The sequence below is a fragment of the Leptolyngbya sp. KIOST-1 genome (assembly GCF_000763385.1).
Taxonomy (GTDB): domain Bacteria; phylum Cyanobacteriota; class Cyanobacteriia; order Phormidesmidales; family Phormidesmidaceae; genus Nodosilinea.
The window spans coordinates 570,490-589,808 of the sequence record NZ_JQFA01000004.1; the positions used below are offsets into that span (position 1 = coordinate 570,490).

A 19,319-nucleotide genomic window follows, 5' to 3' on the forward strand; every position below is an offset into this window, starting at 1 on the left:
CTTAATTCAACGCCATAGGGAGGCTTTAAGATTGGCCATTTATTTCGCCCCTTTTAGACCCGACCTAAGCGCCAAACGGGAAAGGCGGCAGGCCTGGCACGGGGGCCGCGATCGCAAACACATCCCCCGAGTAAAAGCCCTGCTGAATCTCCTTCTGGCTCAGCCCCACTGAGGCGGTGGTAACGTAGAGCGTCTCCAGATTGGGCCCCCCAAAGGTGGGGCAGGTGGGGCGCGGCACCGGCAGGTTTACCCGGCCCAGGGCCTCGCCGCTGGGGCTAAAGCAGACCAGGCAGCCCCCATCCCACAGTGCGGTCCAGAGGTTGCCCTCGCTGTCGATGGTGAGGCCGTCGGGTTCTACGGCGTCGTCCTCATCGTTGAGGTCGATGGCAACGCGGCGATCGCTGATCTCCCCCGTTTCGCCATTGAACTGGTAGGCAAAAATCTTGCGCTGGGGTGAGTCCGTCAAGTAAAAGGTGCCGCCGTCGGGGCTCCAGCCCAGCCCGTTGGAAATCGTCAGGTCGGTTTCCATTTTGCGCATGGAGCCGTCGGGGTCGTAGCGGTAGAGGGCGGCGTGGCCGGGCTGCTCCGGGCTCATGGAGCCAATCCAGAAGCGGCCCTGGGGATCGCACTTGCCGTCGTTAAAGCGGGTGCCAGGAGCGTCAAACTCAACGGTGTGCAGGGTTTCGACCTCGCCCGAGGTGAGGTCAAGGCGGGCGATGCGGTTGCCCATAGCTACCAGCAGTTGGTTGCTCCGCATCAGGGCTATGGCGCTGCCCACATCGCCCACATCCCAGTGGCAGTCGTCGCCGCTGCTGGGCTCAAACACGTGCACCCGGTGGTTGAGAATGTCAACCCAGTAGAGCGCCTGCTGGTCGCTATCCCACAGCGGCCCTTCCCCCAGGCGGGCGCGGGCATGGAGCACGTTTTGGGCGGAGAGATCGGGCAGGGTGGTCAGAGACATAGGCGAAAAACCGGGACTGTTTACTGCAGGGTCTCACAGCGGCCCTGGCGACATGCCTATCTAAAGGCAGAGGCCGAGCTTTTGGAGTCATACCATGGCTGGATTAAGTGGAGGTCAAGGGCGGTAGGGGTGAGGAGATGAGGGGCTGAGGGGGTGAGGCGTGGGATGGAGGTGAGTCATTCCCCGGTAGGGATAAATAGCCTGCTGGGGCAAGTTTTTTTCTAAGCACAAGCTCTCCTAGCTTTTGGGTCTCAGCCCTCTAGAGCCCCCCTGCCGCCTGCCGAATCGCCTCGGTGGCCGCAATTTGATCTGGGCTGAACCCTGCCTGGGCCAGGTGATCGAGGTAGGTGCGGCTGGCGTAGCGGCTGTCGAGGGCCAGCGCCTGGCGGTAGTTGGCGATCGCCTGGGGGCTGTCCTGGGCCGACCAGTAGGCCAGGGCCAGCGCTACCCAGGGGTGGGGGTTGCCGGGCTCTAGCTTGGTGGCAAGCTGGGCGGCGGCGATCGCCTGCTCCGGCTGCCCCAGCCGCTGGTAGGCCAGGCTGAGGTTGTAGTGGGCAATTTCGTTATCCGGCTGGAGAGATGCGGCCAGGGTGTGGGTATCGACCGCCGCCTCCAGCTGCCCGTCCACCAGGTAGACAATGCCCAGGGCGTTGAGGGCAGGCACGTGGTCGGGGTTGTGCCGCAGTGCCGCTTCGAGCGCATCGACGGCGGGGGCAGGGTAGCCCGCCAGATGCTGAGTCCAGCCCAGCAGCACCTGGCCCTCGGCGTTCTGTGGGGCCAGGGCAGCGGCAATTTTCAAAGTCGCGATCGCCCGCTCAAAGTCTCCCTGCTGCCGAAACGCCAGCCCCTGCTCGCGATAGCGCGCCGCCCGCTGGGTATCGATCAGAAAGGGTGGGTAGGCGAGGTTGTCCAGCGCTTCTAGCGACAGCGTGGTCTGCTGCCACGGCACCGCCGCCTCACGCTGGCAACCGACCAGGGCCAGGGTTGCAAGCAGCATCCAGGAGCAGGCTTTTCCCATTGTGGTGTCGAGGGGTAGGGGGCGATCGCTTCGGCGATCGCTTTAAACTGTAGCGGGTCTCGACCCCCCACGGCCTGCGCCTGGCCAGCGCCACCTCAGCCACTGCGGGCCTGGGCGCAGGTCCGTCGGCCCAAAAACCTCTCTCCAGAGAGTTCTCCATGGACTTTCTGGAGTCATCATTTCATGGCATACCAGTGGCCACCTGGCAAATGGAAAATAAAGGCAAAGAGTATCCATCGCTTTAGCTATCCCCAACCGGTAGATGCAGCCTAGAACGCCGTTAGCGAAGACCTTTTGCCTTAAAATTTGGTCAACGGCGGTTACCCTCCCGACAGCTCGGCTCTCAGTTCACTTCCTTTAACGGCAACCTATGGCTACCGGATATCTCGCGCTCGTGCTCCATGCCCATTTGCCCTACGTGCGTCACCCCGAGAGTGACTACGTCTTAGAAGAGGAGTGGCTCTACGAGGCGATCATCGAAACCTACGTGCCGCTGCTCACCATGTTTGAGGGGCTGAAGCGCGACGGGGTCGATTTCAAGCTCACCATGAGCATGACTCCGCCCCTGGTCTCCATGCTGCAAGACCCGCTGCTGCAAGAGCGCTTCGACGCCCACCTGGCCATGCTCGAAGAACTCACCGAGCTAGAGGTCGAGCGCCACGTCCACAACGGCCACATGCAGTACCTGGCTGAAACCTACGCCAAAGAGTTCAACCACGTGCGCGACGTGTGGGAGAGCTACAGCGGCAATCTGGTCAACGCCTTCAAGCAGTACCAAGACACCAACAATCTCGAAATCATCACCTGCGGGGCCACCCACGGCTACCTGCCGCTGATGAAAATGTACCCCGAAGCGGTGTGGGCCCAAATTCAAGTCGCCGTCGAGCACTATGCCGATACCTTTGGCCGTGCCCCCTCCGGCATTTGGCTACCCGAATGCGCCTACTACGAAGGGCTAGAGCGCATGGTGGCCGACGCGGGGCTGCGCTACTTTCTCACCGATGGCCACGGCATTCTCTACGCCCGCCCCCGGCCACGCTTTGGCGGCTACGCCCCTATCTTCACCGAAAGCGGGGTGGCCGCCTTTGGCCGCGACCACGAGTCATCGCAGCAGGTGTGGTCATCCCAGGTGGGCTACCCCGGTGCCCCCGAGTACCGCGAGTTTTACCGTGACCTGGGCTGGGATGCCGAGTACGAGTACATCAAGCCGTACATTATGCCCAACGGCCAGCGCAAGAATGTGGGCATCAAATACCACAAAATTACCGGCAAGGGCCTGGGTCTCTCCGATAAGCAGCTTTACGACCCCTACTGGGCGCGCGAAAAAGCCGCCGAGCACGCCGCCAACTTTATGTACAACCGCGAGCAGCAGATTAGCCACCTCCACGGCCTGATGCAGCGCCCGCCGATCATCGTCTCGCCCTACGACGCCGAGCTGTTTGGCCACTGGTGGTACGAAGGCCCCTGGTTCCTCGACTACCTGTTCCGCAAGAGCTGGTTCGACCAAAACACCTACGAAATGACCCACCTGGCCGACTACCTCAAGGGCCACCCCACCCAGCAGGTCTGCCGCCCCTCCCAGTCGAGCTGGGGCTACAAGGGCTTCCACGAATACTGGCTGAACGAAACTAACTCCTGGATCTACCCCCACCTGCACAAGGCCGCCGAGCGCATGATCGACCTGGCCCGCCGCGAACCCGCCGATGAGCTAGAGTGGCGCGCCCTCAACCAGGCGGCCCGCGAACTGCTGCTGGCACAATCGTCCGACTGGGCCTTCATTATGCGAACGGGGACGATGGTGCCCTACGCGGTCAGGCGGACGCGATCGCACCTGATGCGCTTCCAAAAACTCTGGGATGACATTCTGCGCGGCAAAATCGACTCCGGCTGGTTAGAGAAAATCGAAGTAGTCGACAACATCTTCCCCAACATCAACTACAGAGTGTATCGCCCGCTGTAGAAGGTTCCCAAGAGCCCTGAGTTTTCTGGGAAGCTCAGGGCTCTGTTAGTGCTGCCGAAATTTGTCATGCTAGTTTACGGCTATACTTAGGTGCATTTCCTAATTTAATTAAACCTCATATGACTTACACAATAAAAGAGCGAAATGAATGTGAACCTACAAAGTTGGGACAAACAGTTTTTCATATGACATATACATGGGATGGGTCGAGTGATGAAGTGAATGTTCTTGAGGAAGAGGAGAACGTGGGTTTTGCGTGGCCTGTTCCTCGGTGGGAACCATCACGCCGTAGTAAAGAGCGGTTTTCTGATCTTCCAGAACATATTCAGCAAGCGTTCTTAGAACAATTATCTTAGACTGCTGGTAATTAGAGAGCAGGCTATAAAACATAGCTTATTCAAAGTGAAGCGAATCTCAGCCAATTGAACTCGCCTGACTATATGAAATCTTGGAAGATCAAGTCCTTGAAACTTGCTTAAACCGTTGCGGAAACCCGCTCCTAACTGAAAGTACAGATTGAAATTAATATTACATAAGTTTGGGTCAAGAAATATAACATGAAAAAACTTAACTATTATGAAATATTGGGAGTGGAGAAAAATGCATCTATTGACGAGATTAAACAGGCATATAGGAAAAAAGCCTTCGAGTGTCACCCAGACCATGGGGGAACGGTTACTGAAATGCAGATCGTAAATGAAGCATGGGAAATTCTCTCCGATCCTCACGCCAGAGTTGTATATGACCGAGAGCAGACTAATCCTAATGATCAGGAAGCTCAACGAGAAAATCGCCAGAACAGAGCAAGGGCTCAGCAAAAGGCTGCTGAGTATCCTAAGTCATGGGAAGCTTTTGAAAAGTATCTGAACAACTTGCTGAACGATATTAGAAATGCAGAATATCAAACAGAGTATGTCACATTAAAAGGAATTAGAATAGGGCTTCCCACATCAAGCAACAGTTATTCTGCACAACTATTCATGGGCGTTGGGGGAGTATTAGGGCTAATATTTATGCTCTTTCTATTTGGTTTCTTTGCTCCCGGATCACTATTTATAACTGTGGCGTCAGGATTTGCCATTGCCGGTGCGTGGGTAGGATATTTTTTGCATAAAATACTCAAAAACGAACTATAAAATATAAAGAATATGTAGATTGGGTGAAACAGAGTGTAACCCAACACCAGACTCAGCTTCGTTAGACTCCATTGGCGCTCTGTCTAACTTACAGCGCTACAATAGCTATTATGACTACAGGTATTGAAGGCATATGTCAGAAGTTTGCTAAAGATCAATTTGAGTTTTCTAAGCATGCTGTTTATCAATCTATTGTGCGTCAGATTTTGGTGAGGGAGGTTCGAGAGGCGATTAGGGGTCGATAAACCGGGGATGCTACAGTGAACCAATCGTATACCCTGAATCCTTCAAGGGTCTGTTACCATCAAATTAGCGCTCTTGGTGGTTACTCATGACGTTAGCGATCGCGACTGAGCCCACGCCTCTCAAATCAAATGAGGATGGCGTCGTTCTTGTCGGCAACACTCGCGTCACCTTAGATACTGTGGTTACCGCCTTTCTGGAGGGTGCTACCGCAGAAGAGATTGCTGAGCAGTACCCAGTTCTTCAACTAGCTGACGTATATTCAGTGATTGCGTACTACTTGCGGCGAAAAGCCGAAGTTGATGATTATTTGAAAATCAGACAAGAGCGTGCCGCACAAGTTCGTCAAGAAAACGAGCGACGTTTCAGCCCAATTGGAATACGCGATCGCTTAATGGCGAGACTTGACCATCAAAACCAGAGCTGAGATGCTACGCCTCTTAGCGGACGAGAACTTCAACAACCAAATTGTTCGGGGTATTCTTCGGCGCAAACCTGAAATTGATATCGTCAGAGTTCAAGATGTAAATCTGTCCGAAACTGATGATCGAGTCATTCTGGAATGGGCGGCACAGCAGGGCCGAGTTCTGCTCACCCACGATGTAGAAACAATGACCCGCTATGCCTATGAGCGTGTACAAGCAGGGTTGGCAATGCCAGGAGTCTTTGAGATTAGCCGCAATGCCCCAGTTGGGCTAGCAATCGAAGAAATTTTGCTAATTACTGAAGGTAGCCTTGAGGGCGAATGGGAACGTGGTGTTTGGCGAAGACCCGCCGCCCGATCTGGTGGTTGAGGTCGATATTACCCACACCGATATTGCCAAAAATCAGTTTTACGCCAGTCTGGGGGTGCCCGAGTTTTGGCGCTTTAACGGCAGGGTTTGGCGGGTGTATGGGCTGCAAGAGGGGGTTTACGGCGAAGTGGAACTCAGCCCGACCTTTCCCCAGGTGCCTAAAGACCGGCTCTATGAATTTCTCGCTACCGCCAAGGATGACGAAATTGCTGCGGTGCAGGACCTGCGGGCCTGGTGGCAATCGAACAATTAACTCAGCGGCGGGCGATCGCACCTCAGCCTGCGATCGCATCTGGGCACTCTAAGCCCTGTAGCATTCTGTCGCACTGCATGGTCTTTAACCTTCGACAACCGCTGCGCTTTGGCATTGGGGCCATTGTGCTGGCCGGAGTTGGGAGCGCGATCGCAGCTCCAGCCCAGGCCCAAACAGGGCCTACCGTGGCCATTCCCCCCGCCTATTGGCAGGCTGTTGAAGATGCCAGAACGCCCGAACCCCACGAAGTCTTTCGAGACCTGACCGCCATCACCCGCCACAACAGCGCCCTCCGTTGGGATGAGCAGGGCCGCGTCTTGATGGCGACCTGGGCCGACTGGGTGGGCTATAGCCAAAACGTGGGCAGTCAGCTGATTGCGACCCGCGATGTGTGGGTGACAGCTGTGCCCGACCTGCAACGCTTCTGCCAAGCCTACACCCCAACCCCAGAGGTTCCCCTGGCGGCGCGCCTGGGTCAGGTACTTGGCCTGCCGCCAGAATCCGCCGATCGCTCGGCCCAGCGCCAGGTGGTGGAGATCTGGGTGGATCCGCAGTTTTTGTTTCGCCCCAGCCCCGACCCCGAAATCACCGACCATGAGGCCGAGCTGACCTTTCGTGCCGCCAGCGAATTTGTCACAGTGCCGATCGCCTATCAGCACTGGTTTTACGCCCAGTACGACCAGCGCTACCAGTACCAGGGCCAGCCGATCGCCCTTGACGACGCAGACCCCCCCAGCGCCCTGCCCTACCCCTGGACTCAGCTGGGCTACACCTACGACTGGGGGAACAGCGCCGACTGGGCCACCCTCGACCGCGATCGCCCCGAGCATGTGGGCCTGAGCGAGTTTGTGGTGCGCCAGTGGTCACCGATCGCTATCCAGGCCGTGCAGCCCACCGATGTTTACTGCCGCGAGTCGGGCTCGCCCCAGCGCTAATTCGTCCGTCTGATAGAGTCCCTTAGCCAAACCCCTGGATGACAGTGGGTGTGACGTCTATCTCTGGCTCAACCTATGACCGCCTATACCCTAGAGGCAGCGGCGACCAAAGCCGCGATCGCCTCGCTCAACCTCTACCGCACCCACCTTTCACCCCACAAAGGCTTTGCCTGTCCCCACGGTGTGCTCTACGGCGAATCCTGCTCAGACTACGTGAAACGCATTTTGAGCGATCAAAATTTCAGCGCGGCCATTCGGCAAGCTCCCCAACAGTTTAGAAACTGCCGACTGGCGGCCCAAACGCTACAATCTCGCCGGGCTCAGGGCGGCTGTTTCATCATCCCCTGCTGCATTCCAATTCCGCTCTAGCTCTACCTGATGGAGCCAATCCACCCGTGCCGTTCACAGTCTGGTGGATAGCCGCTGAGTGGTTCTTTGGGCGATGATGGAGGAATGGCAGAGTAAGCCCCGGCTTTGGGCCCCTGGTGGAGGGACCTGGCTGTAGGTCTGGCCAGCTAGCGGCGGGCCAAATATGCGGTAGTCTGAGGGTTTGACAAACCCAACGCAGTTGGCTTGTGGTCGGGAGGTGAACCGCTTGAGGCAGGGGCTAGCCGCCTACTCACCAGCCCCGCTCCGCCTGGGTTTAGCTCCGCGATTACATCAGCTCGTGTGATGACATTTCATGATCAATCGCTTCAAAATTGGCACCAGAATCGGGGCCGGGTTTGCCCTGGGACTAACCATCCTCACCCTACTCGGGGCCGTTGCCTATAGAACCACCACTAACCTGATTCGCAATGCCCAGCGCGAGCGGGCCTCTCACCAAGTTTTGGGGTACCTGGCCGATCTGGAGGCGGAGTTAGCCAATGCCGAAACCGGGCAACGTGGCTATCTGATCACGGGGCAGCCCCTATACCTGGAACCCTACAACCAGGCCCTAACCCAGATTGACGAACTCGAACGGATGCTGCGTCAGCTCGACTTGGGTGACTCGGCTACCTACGGTCGCTTAGATGAGCTGAGCCCGCTGATTGATGCCCGTCTAGCGAGACTGAGGGAGGGGATTAATCGGCGTGAGACCGGCGGGTTTGCAGCGGCCCAGGCCTTCATTTTGACGGATCAGGGGCGGCAGCTCATGGTACAGGTGCGCAATCTAATTGATGAGCTGCGCCTGGAAGAAGAGGCTCTGCTGGAGGCTCGGGCCGAGCAAGCCCAGTTGGCGGCCCAGCAAACCCTCTACACCATTGCCTTTGGTATCCCGGCCTCGTTTGTTTTGCTGTCGCTGGTGGGCTGGGCGCTGGCCCGCAACATCTCCCGGCCCCTGCGAAATCTCTCCGATACCGCCGAGCAACTGGCCAAGGGTGATCTGACGATCGACCTGCCCCAGAGCACCTCCCAGGACGAAACCGGCATTCTGACCCGCACCTTTAACCTGATGGTGGTCAACCTGCGGGAAACCATTCGCGCCAATGAGGATCAGCGCTGGCTGAAGTCTAACCTGGCCGATCTGTCCCAGCAGCTCCAGGGCCAGCGCAGTCTGGAAGCCCTGGCCAACCTGGTGCTGACCTATGTGGCGCCGCTGGTAGGGGCCCAGCAGGGTCTGCTGTACCTGCTGGACACCGACAGCCAGCCGTCGCGGCTGAAGCTGCTCAGCAGCTATGCCTACCAGGAGCGCAAGCAGCTGGCCAACGAGTTTGCCCTGGGGGAGGGTCTGGTGGGTCAGTGTGCCCTGGAGCAGCAGCGGATTTTGCTGACCGAGGTGCCAGGCGACTACATTCGCATTCGTTCGGGGCTGGGGACGGCCCCGCCGCTCAATATCGTGGTGCTGCCGATTCTGTTTGAGCACCAGGTGCAGGGGGTGATCGAACTGGCGTCGTTTCAGCGGTTTGACGATCTCCAGCTCTCCTTTTTAGAGGAGGCCAGCGCCGTGGCGGGGGTGATGATCAATGCGATCGCCGCCTACCTGCAAACCCAGCAGTTGCTGGAGCAGTCCCAAATTTTGACCGAAGAGCTGCGCCAGCAGCAGGAAGAACTGCTCCAGAGCAACCAGCTGCTAGAGGAGCGCACCCAGTCCCTGCAGGAGTCGGAGTACACCCTGCAGCAGCAGCAGGAGGAGCTACAGCAGTCCAACGAAGAACTCCAGCAGCTCAACGAGGAGCTGGAGGAAAAAGCCGAGCTGCTGGAAACCCAAAAACAACAGGTGGAGCGCAAAAACCAGGAGATCGAGCTGGCCCGGCAGGCCCTGGAGGATCAGGCCGCCCAGCTGGCCCAGTCGTCGCGCTACAAGTCAGAATTTCTGGCCAATATGTCCCACGAGCTGCGTACGCCGCTCAACAGCCTGCTGATTTTGGCCCAGATGCTCAGTACCAACAGCGACGGCAACCTGACCGAAAAGCAGGTGGAGTACAGCCGCACGATTCACTCCGCCGGGGCCGATCTGCTCGATCTGATCAACGATATTCTCGATATGGCCAAAATCGAGTCGGGCACCATGCAGGTGACCGTCGAGACCCTGCCCTTTACGGCCATTCAGCTAGAGCTGACCCGCACCTTTGAGCCCCTGGCCGCCAGCAAGGGGCTCCAGTTCGACATTGTGCTCGACGAGACCCTGCCCCCCAGCCTCTCCACCGACCCCAGACGGCTCCAGCAAATTCTCAAAAACCTGCTCTCCAACGCCATCAAATTTACCGATCGCGGTAGCGTCACCGTACAGGTTTCGCCCCTGGCGGGCGATCGGGTGGCCTTTGCGGTCAGCGACACCGGCATTGGCATCGCGCCGGATAAGCAGCAGACCATCTTTGGCGCGTTTCAGCAGGCCGACGGCACCACCAGCCGCAAGTACGGCGGCACCGGCCTGGGGCTGTCGATCAGCCAGCAGCTCAGTCAGCTGCTGGGCGGCAGCCTGGATCTGGTCAGCCAGCCCGATCGCGGCAGTACCTTCACCCTCTCGCTGCCGCTGCACTACAGCGCCCCCAGCAATGGCGCTCCCAGCAGTGGGGCCGAGCCGGAGGCACCGGTGGTTCGCAGCCGCCCCGCCGCTCCTGAGACAGCGGCTCCGGTAGAGGTGCCCAATCGCCTGGCCCAGCCTCTGCCGCCGCTACCCCACTCCCTGGAGGACGATCGCGACCGGGTGCAGCCAGCGGGGCAAGACGGCGCTGACCAGGTGCTGCTGGTGATTGAAGACGACCCCAACTTTGCTCGCATTTTGCTGGAGATGGCGCGGGGGCAGGGGTTCAAGGTGCTGGTAGCCCTGGAGGGGCAGGCCGGGCTGGCCATGGCCCAGCGGTTTGTGCCCAGCGCCATCACCCTCGACCTGCACCTGCCCGACATGGAGGGGCTGACGGTGCTGGAGCAGCTCAAGCAGGACCCCGCCACGCGCCACATTCCGGTGCATGTGATGACGGTGAACGACCAGCAGCAGCAGGAATTTCAGATGGGGGCGATCGCCCACATTCAAAAACCCGTGGCCCCCGAGGTTCTAACCCAAACCCTGATTGACATCAAACAGTTTGTGGAGCGGCGGGTGCGCTACCTGCTGGTGATCGAAGACGACCCGGTGCAGGCCCAGAGCATCATTGAGCTGATTGGTGGGCCTGAGGTGACCAGCACCGCCGTCCACACCGGAGCGGCGGCCCTGGCGGCTCTGCGATCGCAGCCCTGCGACTGTATCGTGCTCGACCTGGGCCTGCCGGACATGAACGGCTTTGACCTGATCGAGCAGATCAAGCAGAATCCGGCCCTGGTGCGGCTGCCAATCATTGTCTACACCGGCAAGGACTTGACGGAGGCTCAGGAAACTCAGCTGCGCCGCCTGGCCGAAACCATCATCATCAAGGACGTGCGATCGCCCGAGCGACTGCTGGACGAAACGGCGCTGTTTTTGCACCGGGTGCAGGCCGATCTGCCGCCGGGGCAGCAGCAAATGCTGGAGCGCCTGCACCACAGCGACCCGGCCCTGGCCGGCAAAAAGGTGCTGATTGTCGACGACGATGTTCGCAACGTGTTTGCCCTCACCAGCCTGCTGGAGCAGTACGACATGGAGGTGGTGTTTGCCGAAAATGGCCGCGACGGCATTGCCACCCTCCAGGCCAACCCCGATGTGGGTCTGGTGCTGATGGATGTGATGATGCCGGAGCTAGACGGCTACGAAACCACCCGCCTGATACGCCAGCAGGAGTCGTTTCGATCGCTGCCGATTATTGCCCTGACCGCCAAGGCCATGCAGGGCGATCGCGAAAAGTGCATTGAGGCCGGGGCCTCCGACTACATCACCAAACCAATCGATACCGAGCAGCTGCTCACCCTGCTGCGGCTGTGGTTATACCCGTGATTCTGGCCCAAAATCCTCTCTTGGGAGTACAGTTTAGCCAGGCAACTACGTGAGAATAGATGTCAAGGTCGATGCGCTGGTCATCGGCTCTGGTAGCGGGAACAAACGCCTCGCGGGGCTGGTTCCGGGGGTGGATCGACCGGGGTTGATGACGCTGTTTTCGAGTGGATTGACCCGTTAATTGACGTCATTGTGCAGGACCAGTGAGTATCTTAAAGGCAGACGAAGTAGATATTCACCTGCTGGTTGAGGGGCTATACCATCGGTATGGCTACGATTTTCGCAACTATGCCAAGGCCTCGCTCAAGCGCCGCATCCACAGCTTTTTAAAGGCCGAATCAATCGCCAGTGTGGCTGACCTGCAGGTTCAGATGCTGCGCGATCGCGCCTGTGCCGATCGCCTGCTGCTGGGGCTCACCGTCAACACCACCGCCATGTTTCGTGACCCCGGCTTCTACATCGCCTTTCGGCAGCAGGTGGTGCCCCTGCTGCGCACCTACCCCTTTTTTCGCATCTGGCATGCGGGCTGTTCCACCGGCCAAGAAGTGTACTCCATGGCCATTTTGCTGCAGGAAGAGGGGCTCTACCACCGCTGCCGCATCTACGCCACCGACGCCAACGAAAGGGTGCTGCAAACGGCGCGCCAGGGCATCTATCCCTACAAACAAATGCAGGAATACACCCAGCTTTACCTGAAGGCGGGCGGGCAACGCACCTTTTCGGAGTACTACACCGCCAACTACGACAACGTGATTTTGCGCCCTTTTTTGCGGGAGAGAATTGTCTTTGGTGAGCACAATTTAGTCACCGATGGATCGTTCAATGAATTTAACGTCATTATCTGTCGCAACGTGCTGATTTATTTCAACCAAGCGCTGCAAAACCAGGTGCACGAACTGTTCTACAACAGCCTCTGTAAATTCGGTATCCTGGGCTTAGGTAAACAGGAAACCATTCGGTTTACCAAGTATGAAACGGCCTATGAGGACCTGGCTAAAGCCGAAAAGCTGTACAGGAGACGGAGCTAGTGGCCTATGAACTCCTGACCATAGGCACCTCCTTAGGAGGGTTGACGGCTCTCAAGACTTTGCTAGGATCGCTGCCTGAGTCGTTCCCCGCCGCCCTGGCGATTGTTCAGCACCGCCATCGGGAGTCCGATCAGGGTCTGAGCACGTTTTTGCAGCAGTTTACGGTTCTGCCTGTGCACGAAGTAGAAGACAAAGAATTCATCCGGCCTGGGCACGTTTACTTCGCTCCCGCCGACTATCATTTGCTGGTAGAATATGGGTATTTCTCTCTTTCGATCGATGACCCAGTTTGCTATGCTCGTCCGTCAATTGATGTGCTGTTTGAGTCAGCGGCCGATGTCTACAATGATCGCGTTATCGGCATTATTTTGACCGGAGCTAACCACGATGGGGTACAGGGCTTATCGACGATTAAGTCGCGGGGAGGGCTAACGATTGTGCAGGCTCCAGGCACCGCCGAAAGTCCAATTTTGCCTGAGGCGGCGATCGCAGCGGTTCCCGTCGACATGGTTTTGCCTATCTCCCACATCGGGCCTCATCTGATCAAACTTTGCGCGGCAGCGGGAGCCTAGGGATGCAGACCCCATCGCCAGTCAACATCTTGCTTGTGGACGATCAGCCCGAAAACCTGGTGGCGCTGGAGGCCATTTTGGGCGAACTGGAGGCCAACCTGGTCAAGTCCACCTCTGGAGAGGAGGCACTGCGCTGCCTGCTGCAGGAGGACTTTGCCGTGATTCTGCTGGATGTGCAGATGCCGCAGATGGATGGCTTCGAGGTGGCCACGCTGATTCGGCGGCGGCCGCGATCCCAGGACACCCCGATTATCTTTTTGACCGCCTTTAGCAGCAGCGAACAGTTTATGTTCAAGGGCTACGCCCTCGGTGCTGTGGATTACCTGATCAAACCGATCGCGCCCAACATTCTGCTGTCCAAGGTCGCCATTTTCATCGAGCTGTTCAAAAAGACTGAGGCCCTGCGCCAGAAGACCGCCACCCTGGAGCAGCAGACCACCCAGCTAGAGGCCATCAACACCGAACTTCAGGTCAGCGAAGAGCGGTTTCGCCTGCTCAGCACCTGTTCGCCGCTGGGGGTGTTTGTCACCGACCCGGAGGGCCACTGCATCTACACCAATCCACGGTTTCAGGCCATCTGTCGGGGGGTGCCCACCGCCGCCGGGCCCAGCTGGCTCGATTCGGTCCACCCCTGCGACCTCGACGGGGCGCGCTCCAGCTGGGCCGCCTACCTCCAGGAGGGGCAGGAATACGCCCAGGAGTTTCGGCTGCGGTCCGAGGGCGAGCCTGCCCGCTGGGCCTCAATCCGTGCGGCCCGCATGGTCTCGGAGCAAAAGACCTTTCTGGGCTACGTCGGCACCGTTGAAGATATCACCGAGCGCAAGCAGGCCGAGGCCGCCAATGCTCAGATCATGCGTGAGCAGGTGGCCCGTCAGGAGGCCGAAACCGCCAATCGCATGAAAGATGACTTTATTGCGGTGCTGTCCCACGAGCTGCGAACGCCGCTCAACTCCATTTTGGGCTGGGCTAACCTGCTGCAGGCGGGCAAGCTGGATCCGCAAAAAGTTGAGTTCGCCATCGACACCATCGAGCGCAATGCCCTGGTGCAGAAACAGCTAATCGAAGACATTCTCGACGTATCGCAAATTGTCCGCGGCAAGCTGCAGCTGCACCGCCAGCCCCTCGATCTGGTCACCGTGGCCGAAACCGCCCTGGAGACGGTGCGGCCAGCGGCCACGGCCAAGGCGATCGCCCTGACCACCAATTTCCACGACTACAATCGCCTGGAGGTGGTGGGCGACGCCCTGCGCCTCCAGCAAGTGATCTGGAACCTGCTGACCAACGCCGTCAAGTTTACCCCCGAGCAGGGGCGGGTCGATGTGCACCTGTCCGTGGTAGCAGAGCTGCCCCAGGGCCAGCTACCCACCGGGTCTTGCGCCCTCTCGGGCGCTCCGGCCCCTGCCTACGCACAGTTGCGGGTCACCGATACCGGGCTGGGCATTGACGCCAATTTTTTGCCCCACATCTTCGATCGCTTTCGCCAGGCCGACAGCAGCATCACCCGCTCCCAGGGGGGGCTGGGGCTGGGGCTGGCGATCGTCCACCACCTGGTGGAGCAGCACCAGGGCTGCGTCTGGGCCGAGAGCGATGGCCTCAACCAGGGGGCGGCCTTTACCGTGGCCCTGCCGCTGACCGAGTCGCTCTCCCCTACAGCGCCCCCGCCGGCCCCGGCGCCCGCCGGGGAGGTTCCCCCCCAGCAGGCCCTGAGCGGCATGCCCATCCTGATCGTGGAGGACGATGGCGACACCCGCGATTTTTTGGCCTTCCTGCTGGAGTCCCAGGGGGCTGAGGTGACCGCCACCGCCTCCGGGGAGGAGGCCCTGCGCCTGATCGGCACCCTCCAGCCCGCCGTGCTGCTGTGCGACATCAGCATGCCCGACATGGATGGCTACACCCTGGTTGAAAAGGTGCGATCGCAGCTGCCCGAACCCCAGGCCCATACCCCTGCGATCGCCATTACCGCCCACGCCCGGCTGTCCGACCAGGCCAGGGCACTATCCACCGGGTTTCAGCACCACCTGCCCAAGCCCATCGAGGCCGAAGCGCTCATTCACGCCATTTTGCAGGTTGCCGGTGCCGGTTCTGAGCCCTCCGGGGCAGGGTAGGCCTGAACCTGTGGACCTGAACCTGAAGTCGATGTCCGGCGTCGTCTTCAGGCATCGGTACAGGCCCGCGGGCCAAAGCCGCAGGTAAAGAATTCTCTCAGTGCCCCCCAACCCAACCCTATCTTGGCGACAATCAAAACCGTTGGAAAAACTGTTGGGTCCACCGGCCTGCGCGGCTCAGGGTGTTTCGGCAAACTCACGCTGACCACCGCCACTAAGGAGACTCACCCGATGAAACTGGCCTACTGGATGTATGCCGGCCCGGCGCACATTGGCACCCTGCGGATTGCCAGCTCGTTTAAGAACGTGCACGCGATCATGCACGCGCCACTGGGGGACGACTATTTCAATGTGATGCGATCGATGCTGGAGCGGGAGCGCAACTTTACCCCCGTCACCGCCAGCATTGTCGATCGCAACGTGCTGGCGCGCGGTTCCCAAGAAAAAGTGGTGGATAACATCGTCCGCAAAGACCAGGAAGAGCGCCCCGACCTGATTGTGCTCACCCCCACCTGCACCTCCAGCATTCTGCAAGAGGACCTGGCCAACTTTGTGCAGCGGGCCAGCCTGGATGCCAAAAGCGACGTGCTGCTGGCCGATGTCAACCACTACCGCGTCAACGAGCTTCAGGCCGCCGATCGCACCCTCCAGCAGATTGTGCAGTTTTATCTGGCCAAGGCCCGCAAACAGGGCACCCTGGCCACCGAAAAAACTGAGAAACCCTCGGTCAATATCCTCGGCCTCACCACCCTGGGCTTCCACAACAACCACGACTGCCGCGAGCTACGTACCCTGATGGCTCAGCTGGGCATTGAGGTCAACCTGGTCATGCCCGACGGGGCCAGCGTCCACGACCTGGCCACCCTGGGCCGGGCCTGGTTTAACCTGGTGCCCTACCGCGAGGTCGGCCCGCTGACGGCGGAGTACCTCAAAGAGGAACTGGGCATGCCCTACGTCGATATCACCCCCATGGGCATTGTCGAAACCGCCCGCTGCGTCCGCGCCATCCAGCAGGTGCTAAATGAGCTGGGGGCCGAGGTCAACTACGACGCCTTCATCGACGAGCAGACCCGGTTTGTCAGCCAGGCGGCCTGGTTCTCGCGCTCCATCGACTGCCAGAACCTGACCGGCAAAAAGGCGGTGGTGTTTGGCGACAGCACCCACGCCGCCGCCATGACCAAGATCCTGGCCCGGGAGATGGGCATTCACGTGGTGCTGGCGGGCACCTACTGCAAGTACGACGCCGACTGGTTCACCGCCGAGGTGGGCGAGTACTGCGACGAGATTTTGGTGAGTGAAGATAACGGGGAGATCGGCGATCGCATCGCCCAGATCGAACCCGCCGCCATCTTTGGCACCCAGATGGAGCGCCACGTGGGCAAGCGCCTCGACATCCCCTGCGGCGTGATCGCCGCCCCCATTCACATCCAGAACTTCCCGGTGGGCTACCGCCCCTTCATGGGCTACGAGGGAGCCAACCAGATCGTGGACCTGGTGTACAACTCCTTCACCCTGGGCATGGAAGACCACCTGCTGGAGTTCTTTGGCGGCCACGATACCAAGGAAGTGCTGACCAAGACCATGAGCGCCGACGCCGCTGGCCTCGACTGGAGCGCCGACGGCCTGGCGGAACTGCAAAAGATCCCCGGCTTTGTGCGGGGCAAGGTGCGGCGCAACACCGAGAAGTTTGCCCAGTCCCAGGGCATTCACCAGATCACCGCCGAGGTTCTGTACGCAGCGAAGGAGGCGGTGGGGGCATAGAAAATCGGGTGTTGCTGAACTGAGGCATGAATCTGGGTAGGGGCAAACAGCCGTTTGCCCCTACGGGAGGCGTTGAATTTTTGATTTATGCCTGTGTTCAGCAACGCCCTAATAGAGGTGTAGGCTGGGCACGTTCTGCTTTGCCCAGCTGCCCCAAACTTCGTAAGGATGGGCATAGACTTGTTTTCTATGCTTACTTTACGTTCATCTAGGGCAGCAGCTATTCACCATGTCTACAAAAGCCACCATCGCCTATGGGCAGACGTTTCACTTCTATCATGAAGCGCTGGACGACGACTACGTGTACCTGGAACTAGAGCAGGTGCAGTTTGAAGCCTCCTATAATCGGGTTATGGTGCCAATTCCGGTTCACATTTGGGAGGTGATTCGGCAGTATCCCGGTATTGATCTATCCTGGGCTGACAAGACCGATACAGAGATTTCAGACTACGTGAGCCAGAACGTAGACGATCGCATTCGCGACTACGAAGCGGCTGATCCCGATAAGAAGGGCTGGGTTTCGCTCTGTGGTGGCTTGGTGTTTGGCAAAGCCGATGAACCTCGGGACGCTCAGATTGAGCAGGGGGTAGCCCACTACCAACGGCTGCGGCAGCACCAGCAGCAGGTCAAGGCTGCGATTGCAGAGCTACAGCAGGCCCAGCGCAACCCGGCCTAGTTTTACGGTGCCCCATGCTTGAGCTGAGCAAAGTGCAACATCTAGCAGAGACCTACGCGCCCCAAGAGCTGTTTGCGGCCCTGGTGTGGCAGCGGCAGTTTAACCTGTTCGACGGGCCGCAGGTGATTACTGATTTGGCGAACCATACTGACCTATGGGAGAGCTTTGTGTTCACCAAGCCCGTTTTTGCACCCGACAAGCGCGGGCTGAGCTTCAGCGGTGTGGTGGATACGCTGCTGGCGATGGCCAACTACCGCCCCATGCCAGACACCAGCATCATCCACTTTGTGCAGTACCCGGCGGATACGCTCTACATTTTGGCGGAGAACCAGGATGCGACTGTGGCGCAGCTGATGGAGTTGGGCAAAAAGTGGAAGGCTGATGAGGTCTCTGCGTTTGATGGCGCTCTCGCAGAGGAGGAGGACTGGAAGTTTAGAAACTATCTGTCGCTGCGGCTGAAGGAGGGTCTGTGGGGCAAGCAGTCTGATCAGGATCGAGATGCGATCGTCGTCTCCTACTGGTGGGATTAAGGCAGACAAGACCCCTATGCCACAATAGGATCAGGCGTCACTTCCATTCATCTCTATGACTGCTGCCACAGACCTGCGATCGCTGAGCGTACAAGCTATGGTTCGTAGATACGTCCCGGAAGGTAAGTCTTTGGTAGATGAGCTGATTAGCGATCGCCGGGCTGAGGCTGAACTATTTGGCGCTACAGCCTCTTGTGCCACAATAAGGTTAAGATTCGGGCTTTCTGATGGTGACCTATAAGTAGAACTTAAACTATGAAAATCACCCTAGATATTCCTGATAGCCTGGCCGCAAGCCACACCTTCTCTCAGGTTGACTGGTTACAAGAGATTGCCGTAGCGCTCTTTCAGCAAGAGCTAGTTACCCTTGGCACGGCTAGCCAACTCGCTGGGATGAATCAAGTGGCCTTTCAAGAGCTGCTGTACGATCGCGGCATTGGCCTGCATTACGATCTGGCCGATTACCAGGCCGACATTGCTAGCCTGCGCGACAACAACTGGCGGTGATTATTGTCAGCGATACGTCGCCCATCAGTAACTTGCTGAGAATTGGGCAATTGCCCCTGCTGCAAGTGCTTTATGGCCGCGTAGTGATTCCTGAAAGCGTCTATGAAGAAATTAGGGAATTAGAATCCTTTGGCATAGATACGTCCTGGTTGAGCAACACCGAGTGGATTACCATTCAGCCTGTGGGCAATAGAGCCTTTGCTGAAAGCCTAAAAAATGAGCTTGACCCCGGCGAAGCCGAAGCCATTGCCCTAGCGATTGAACTTAAGGCCGATCGTCTTTTAATGGATGAGCGTTTGGGGCGGCAGGTGGCCCAACGGTTTAGCCTGAAAGTAACTGGGTTGTTAGGAGTGCTGGTGGCGGCAAAGCAAGACAGGCTAATTGCTGAGCTGAAGCCCATTTTAGACGACCTGATAACCCAGGCTAAGTTTAGAGTTCACTCAGACCTGTATCGTCAGATATTGCAGGACGTTGATGAGTGGGGTTAGGTGAGCCAAAACCCCTGTGCCA

The 19,319-nt window shown here is 58.5% G+C and carries 19 protein-coding genes; 16 read left to right on the forward strand and 3 right to left on the reverse strand.

Annotated features, from left to right (window positions below; translation table 11 throughout):
• Positions 1 to 64 precede the first annotated feature (64 nt).
• Positions 65 to 961: an SMP-30/gluconolactonase/LRE family protein gene (locus NF78_RS19550; RefSeq protein ID WP_035991008.1), complete on the reverse strand. Its 897-nt coding sequence runs from the start codon at positions 959 to 961 to the stop codon at positions 65 to 67.
• Between the two features lie 259 nt (positions 962 to 1,220).
• Positions 1,221 to 1,979, reverse strand: coding sequence for a tetratricopeptide repeat protein (locus NF78_RS19555; protein WP_072016194.1), 759 nt, complete (start codon positions 1,977 to 1,979; stop codon positions 1,221 to 1,223).
• A 370-nt stretch (positions 1,980 to 2,349) separates the two neighbouring features.
• Between NF78_RS19555 and NF78_RS19560 the strand changes: the two genes are divergently transcribed.
• A complete protein-coding gene (locus NF78_RS19560; RefSeq protein WP_035991010.1) occupies positions 2,350 to 3,939 on the forward strand; it encodes a glycoside hydrolase family 57 protein in 1,590 nt (529 codons plus the stop codon).
• A 156-nt stretch (positions 3,940 to 4,095) separates the two neighbouring features.
• Here NF78_RS19560 and NF78_RS32550 read toward each other — a convergent pair whose 3' ends face one another.
• The gene (locus NF78_RS32550; protein WP_225885379.1) at positions 4,096 to 4,329 is read right to left on the reverse strand and encodes a hypothetical protein; all 234 of its coding nucleotides are present in this window, start codon (positions 4,327 to 4,329) and stop codon (positions 4,096 to 4,098) included.
• Positions 4,330 to 4,496: 167 nt separating this feature from the next.
• Between NF78_RS32550 and NF78_RS29810 the strand changes: the two genes are divergently transcribed.
• The 15 genes from NF78_RS29810 to NF78_RS19635 all read left to right on the forward strand — a co-directional run bounded on the left by NF78_RS29810 (position 4,497) and on the right by NF78_RS19635 (position 19,297).
• On the forward strand, positions 4,497 to 5,075 hold the full coding sequence (locus tag NF78_RS29810) for a J domain-containing protein (protein WP_035991012.1): 579 nt from the start codon (positions 4,497 to 4,499) through the stop codon (positions 5,073 to 5,075).
• Between the two features lie 331 nt (positions 5,076 to 5,406).
• Entirely contained in the window at positions 5,407 to 5,745 is a 339-nt protein-coding gene (locus NF78_RS19570) for a DUF433 domain-containing protein (protein WP_035991015.1), read from the forward strand.
• Positions 5,723 to 6,112 carry a DUF5615 family PIN-like protein gene (locus NF78_RS29815; RefSeq protein ID WP_318655492.1) on the forward strand — a complete coding sequence of 130 codons (390 nt, stop codon included), beginning with the start codon at positions 5,723 to 5,725 and terminating at the stop codon, positions 6,110 to 6,112. Before NF78_RS19570 ends, NF78_RS29815 begins: the two co-directional genes overlap by 23 nt.
• Complete coding sequence (locus NF78_RS19580; protein WP_263970661.1) at positions 6,072 to 6,365, forward strand: Uma2 family endonuclease; 294 nt, start codon at positions 6,072 to 6,074, stop codon at positions 6,363 to 6,365. Before NF78_RS29815 ends, NF78_RS19580 begins: the two co-directional genes overlap by 41 nt.
• Positions 6,347 to 7,300, forward strand: coding sequence for a hypothetical protein (locus NF78_RS19585; protein ID WP_156119884.1), 954 nt, complete (start codon positions 6,347 to 6,349; stop codon positions 7,298 to 7,300). Before NF78_RS19580 ends, NF78_RS19585 begins: the two co-directional genes overlap by 19 nt.
• 75 nt (positions 7,301 to 7,375) lie before the next feature.
• A complete protein-coding gene (gene yidD, locus NF78_RS19590) occupies positions 7,376 to 7,669 on the forward strand; it encodes a membrane protein insertion efficiency factor YidD (RefSeq protein ID WP_035991019.1) in 294 nt (97 codons plus the stop codon).
• A 313-nt stretch (positions 7,670 to 7,982) separates the two neighbouring features.
• On the forward strand, positions 7,983 to 11,630 hold the full coding sequence (locus tag NF78_RS19595; RefSeq protein WP_052050762.1) for a response regulator: 3,648 nt from the start codon (positions 7,983 to 7,985) through the stop codon (positions 11,628 to 11,630).
• 203 nt (positions 11,631 to 11,833) lie between these two features.
• Entirely contained in the window at positions 11,834 to 12,658 is an 825-nt protein-coding gene (locus NF78_RS19600; protein WP_035991021.1) for a CheR family methyltransferase, read from the forward strand.
• Entirely contained in the window at positions 12,658 to 13,230 is a 573-nt protein-coding gene (locus NF78_RS19605) for a chemotaxis protein CheB (protein ID WP_035991023.1), read from the forward strand. The genes NF78_RS19600 and NF78_RS19605 overlap by 1 nt, the downstream gene beginning before the upstream one ends.
• Positions 13,231 to 13,232: 2 nt before the next feature.
• Positions 13,233 to 15,335, forward strand: coding sequence for a response regulator (locus NF78_RS19610; RefSeq protein ID WP_035991025.1), 2,103 nt, complete (start codon positions 13,233 to 13,235; stop codon positions 15,333 to 15,335).
• A gap of 231 nt (positions 15,336 to 15,566) precedes the next feature.
• Complete coding sequence (bchB, locus tag NF78_RS19615; protein ID WP_035991026.1) at positions 15,567 to 17,096, forward strand: ferredoxin:protochlorophyllide reductase (ATP-dependent) subunit B; 1,530 nt, start codon at positions 15,567 to 15,569, stop codon at positions 17,094 to 17,096.
• Between the two features lie 229 nt (positions 17,097 to 17,325).
• A complete protein-coding gene (locus tag NF78_RS19620) occupies positions 17,326 to 17,772 on the forward strand; it encodes a hypothetical protein (RefSeq protein WP_035991028.1) in 447 nt (148 codons plus the stop codon).
• 32 nt (positions 17,773 to 17,804) lie between these two features.
• Positions 17,805 to 18,302 carry a hypothetical protein gene (locus NF78_RS19625; protein ID WP_263970662.1) on the forward strand — a complete coding sequence of 166 codons (498 nt, stop codon included), beginning with the start codon at positions 17,805 to 17,807 and terminating at the stop codon, positions 18,300 to 18,302.
• Positions 18,303 to 18,557: 255 nt separating this feature from the next.
• The gene (locus NF78_RS19630) at positions 18,558 to 18,809 is read left to right on the forward strand and encodes a UPF0175 family protein (protein ID WP_035991033.1); all 252 of its coding nucleotides are present in this window, start codon (positions 18,558 to 18,560) and stop codon (positions 18,807 to 18,809) included.
• On the forward strand, positions 18,806 to 19,297 hold the full coding sequence (locus tag NF78_RS19635; protein WP_035991035.1) for a DUF3368 domain-containing protein: 492 nt from the start codon (positions 18,806 to 18,808) through the stop codon (positions 19,295 to 19,297). Before NF78_RS19630 ends, NF78_RS19635 begins: the two co-directional genes overlap by 4 nt.
• The last annotated feature ends 22 nt before the right edge of the window (positions 19,298 to 19,319 follow it).

Coding starts and splice junctions, on each gene's coding strand:
- NF78_RS19550 (WP_035991008.1), bottom strand. CDS start 961: ATGTCTCTGACCACCCTGCCCGATCTCTCCGCCCAAAACGTGCTCCAT.
- NF78_RS19555 (WP_072016194.1), bottom strand. CDS start 1,979: ATGGGAAAAGCCTGCTCCTGGATGCTGCTTGCAACCCTGGCCCTGGTC.
- NF78_RS19560 (WP_035991010.1), top strand. CDS start 2,350: ATGGCTACCGGATATCTCGCGCTCGTGCTCCATGCCCATTTGCCCTAC.
- NF78_RS32550 (WP_225885379.1), bottom strand. CDS start 4,329: ATGTTTTATAGCCTGCTCTCTAATTACCAGCAGTCTAAGATAATTGTT.
- NF78_RS29810 (WP_035991012.1), top strand. CDS start 4,497: ATGAAAAAACTTAACTATTATGAAATATTGGGAGTGGAGAAAAATGCA.
- NF78_RS19570 (WP_035991015.1), top strand. CDS start 5,407: ATGACGTTAGCGATCGCGACTGAGCCCACGCCTCTCAAATCAAATGAG.
- yidD (WP_035991019.1), top strand. CDS start 7,376: ATGACCGCCTATACCCTAGAGGCAGCGGCGACCAAAGCCGCGATCGCC.
- NF78_RS19595 (WP_052050762.1), top strand. CDS start 7,983: ATGATCAATCGCTTCAAAATTGGCACCAGAATCGGGGCCGGGTTTGCC.
- NF78_RS19610 (WP_035991025.1), top strand. CDS start 13,233: ATGCAGACCCCATCGCCAGTCAACATCTTGCTTGTGGACGATCAGCCC.
- bchB (WP_035991026.1), top strand. CDS start 15,567: ATGAAACTGGCCTACTGGATGTATGCCGGCCCGGCGCACATTGGCACC.
- NF78_RS19620 (WP_035991028.1), top strand. CDS start 17,326: ATGTCTACAAAAGCCACCATCGCCTATGGGCAGACGTTTCACTTCTAT.
- NF78_RS19630 (WP_035991033.1), top strand. CDS start 18,558: ATGAAAATCACCCTAGATATTCCTGATAGCCTGGCCGCAAGCCACACC.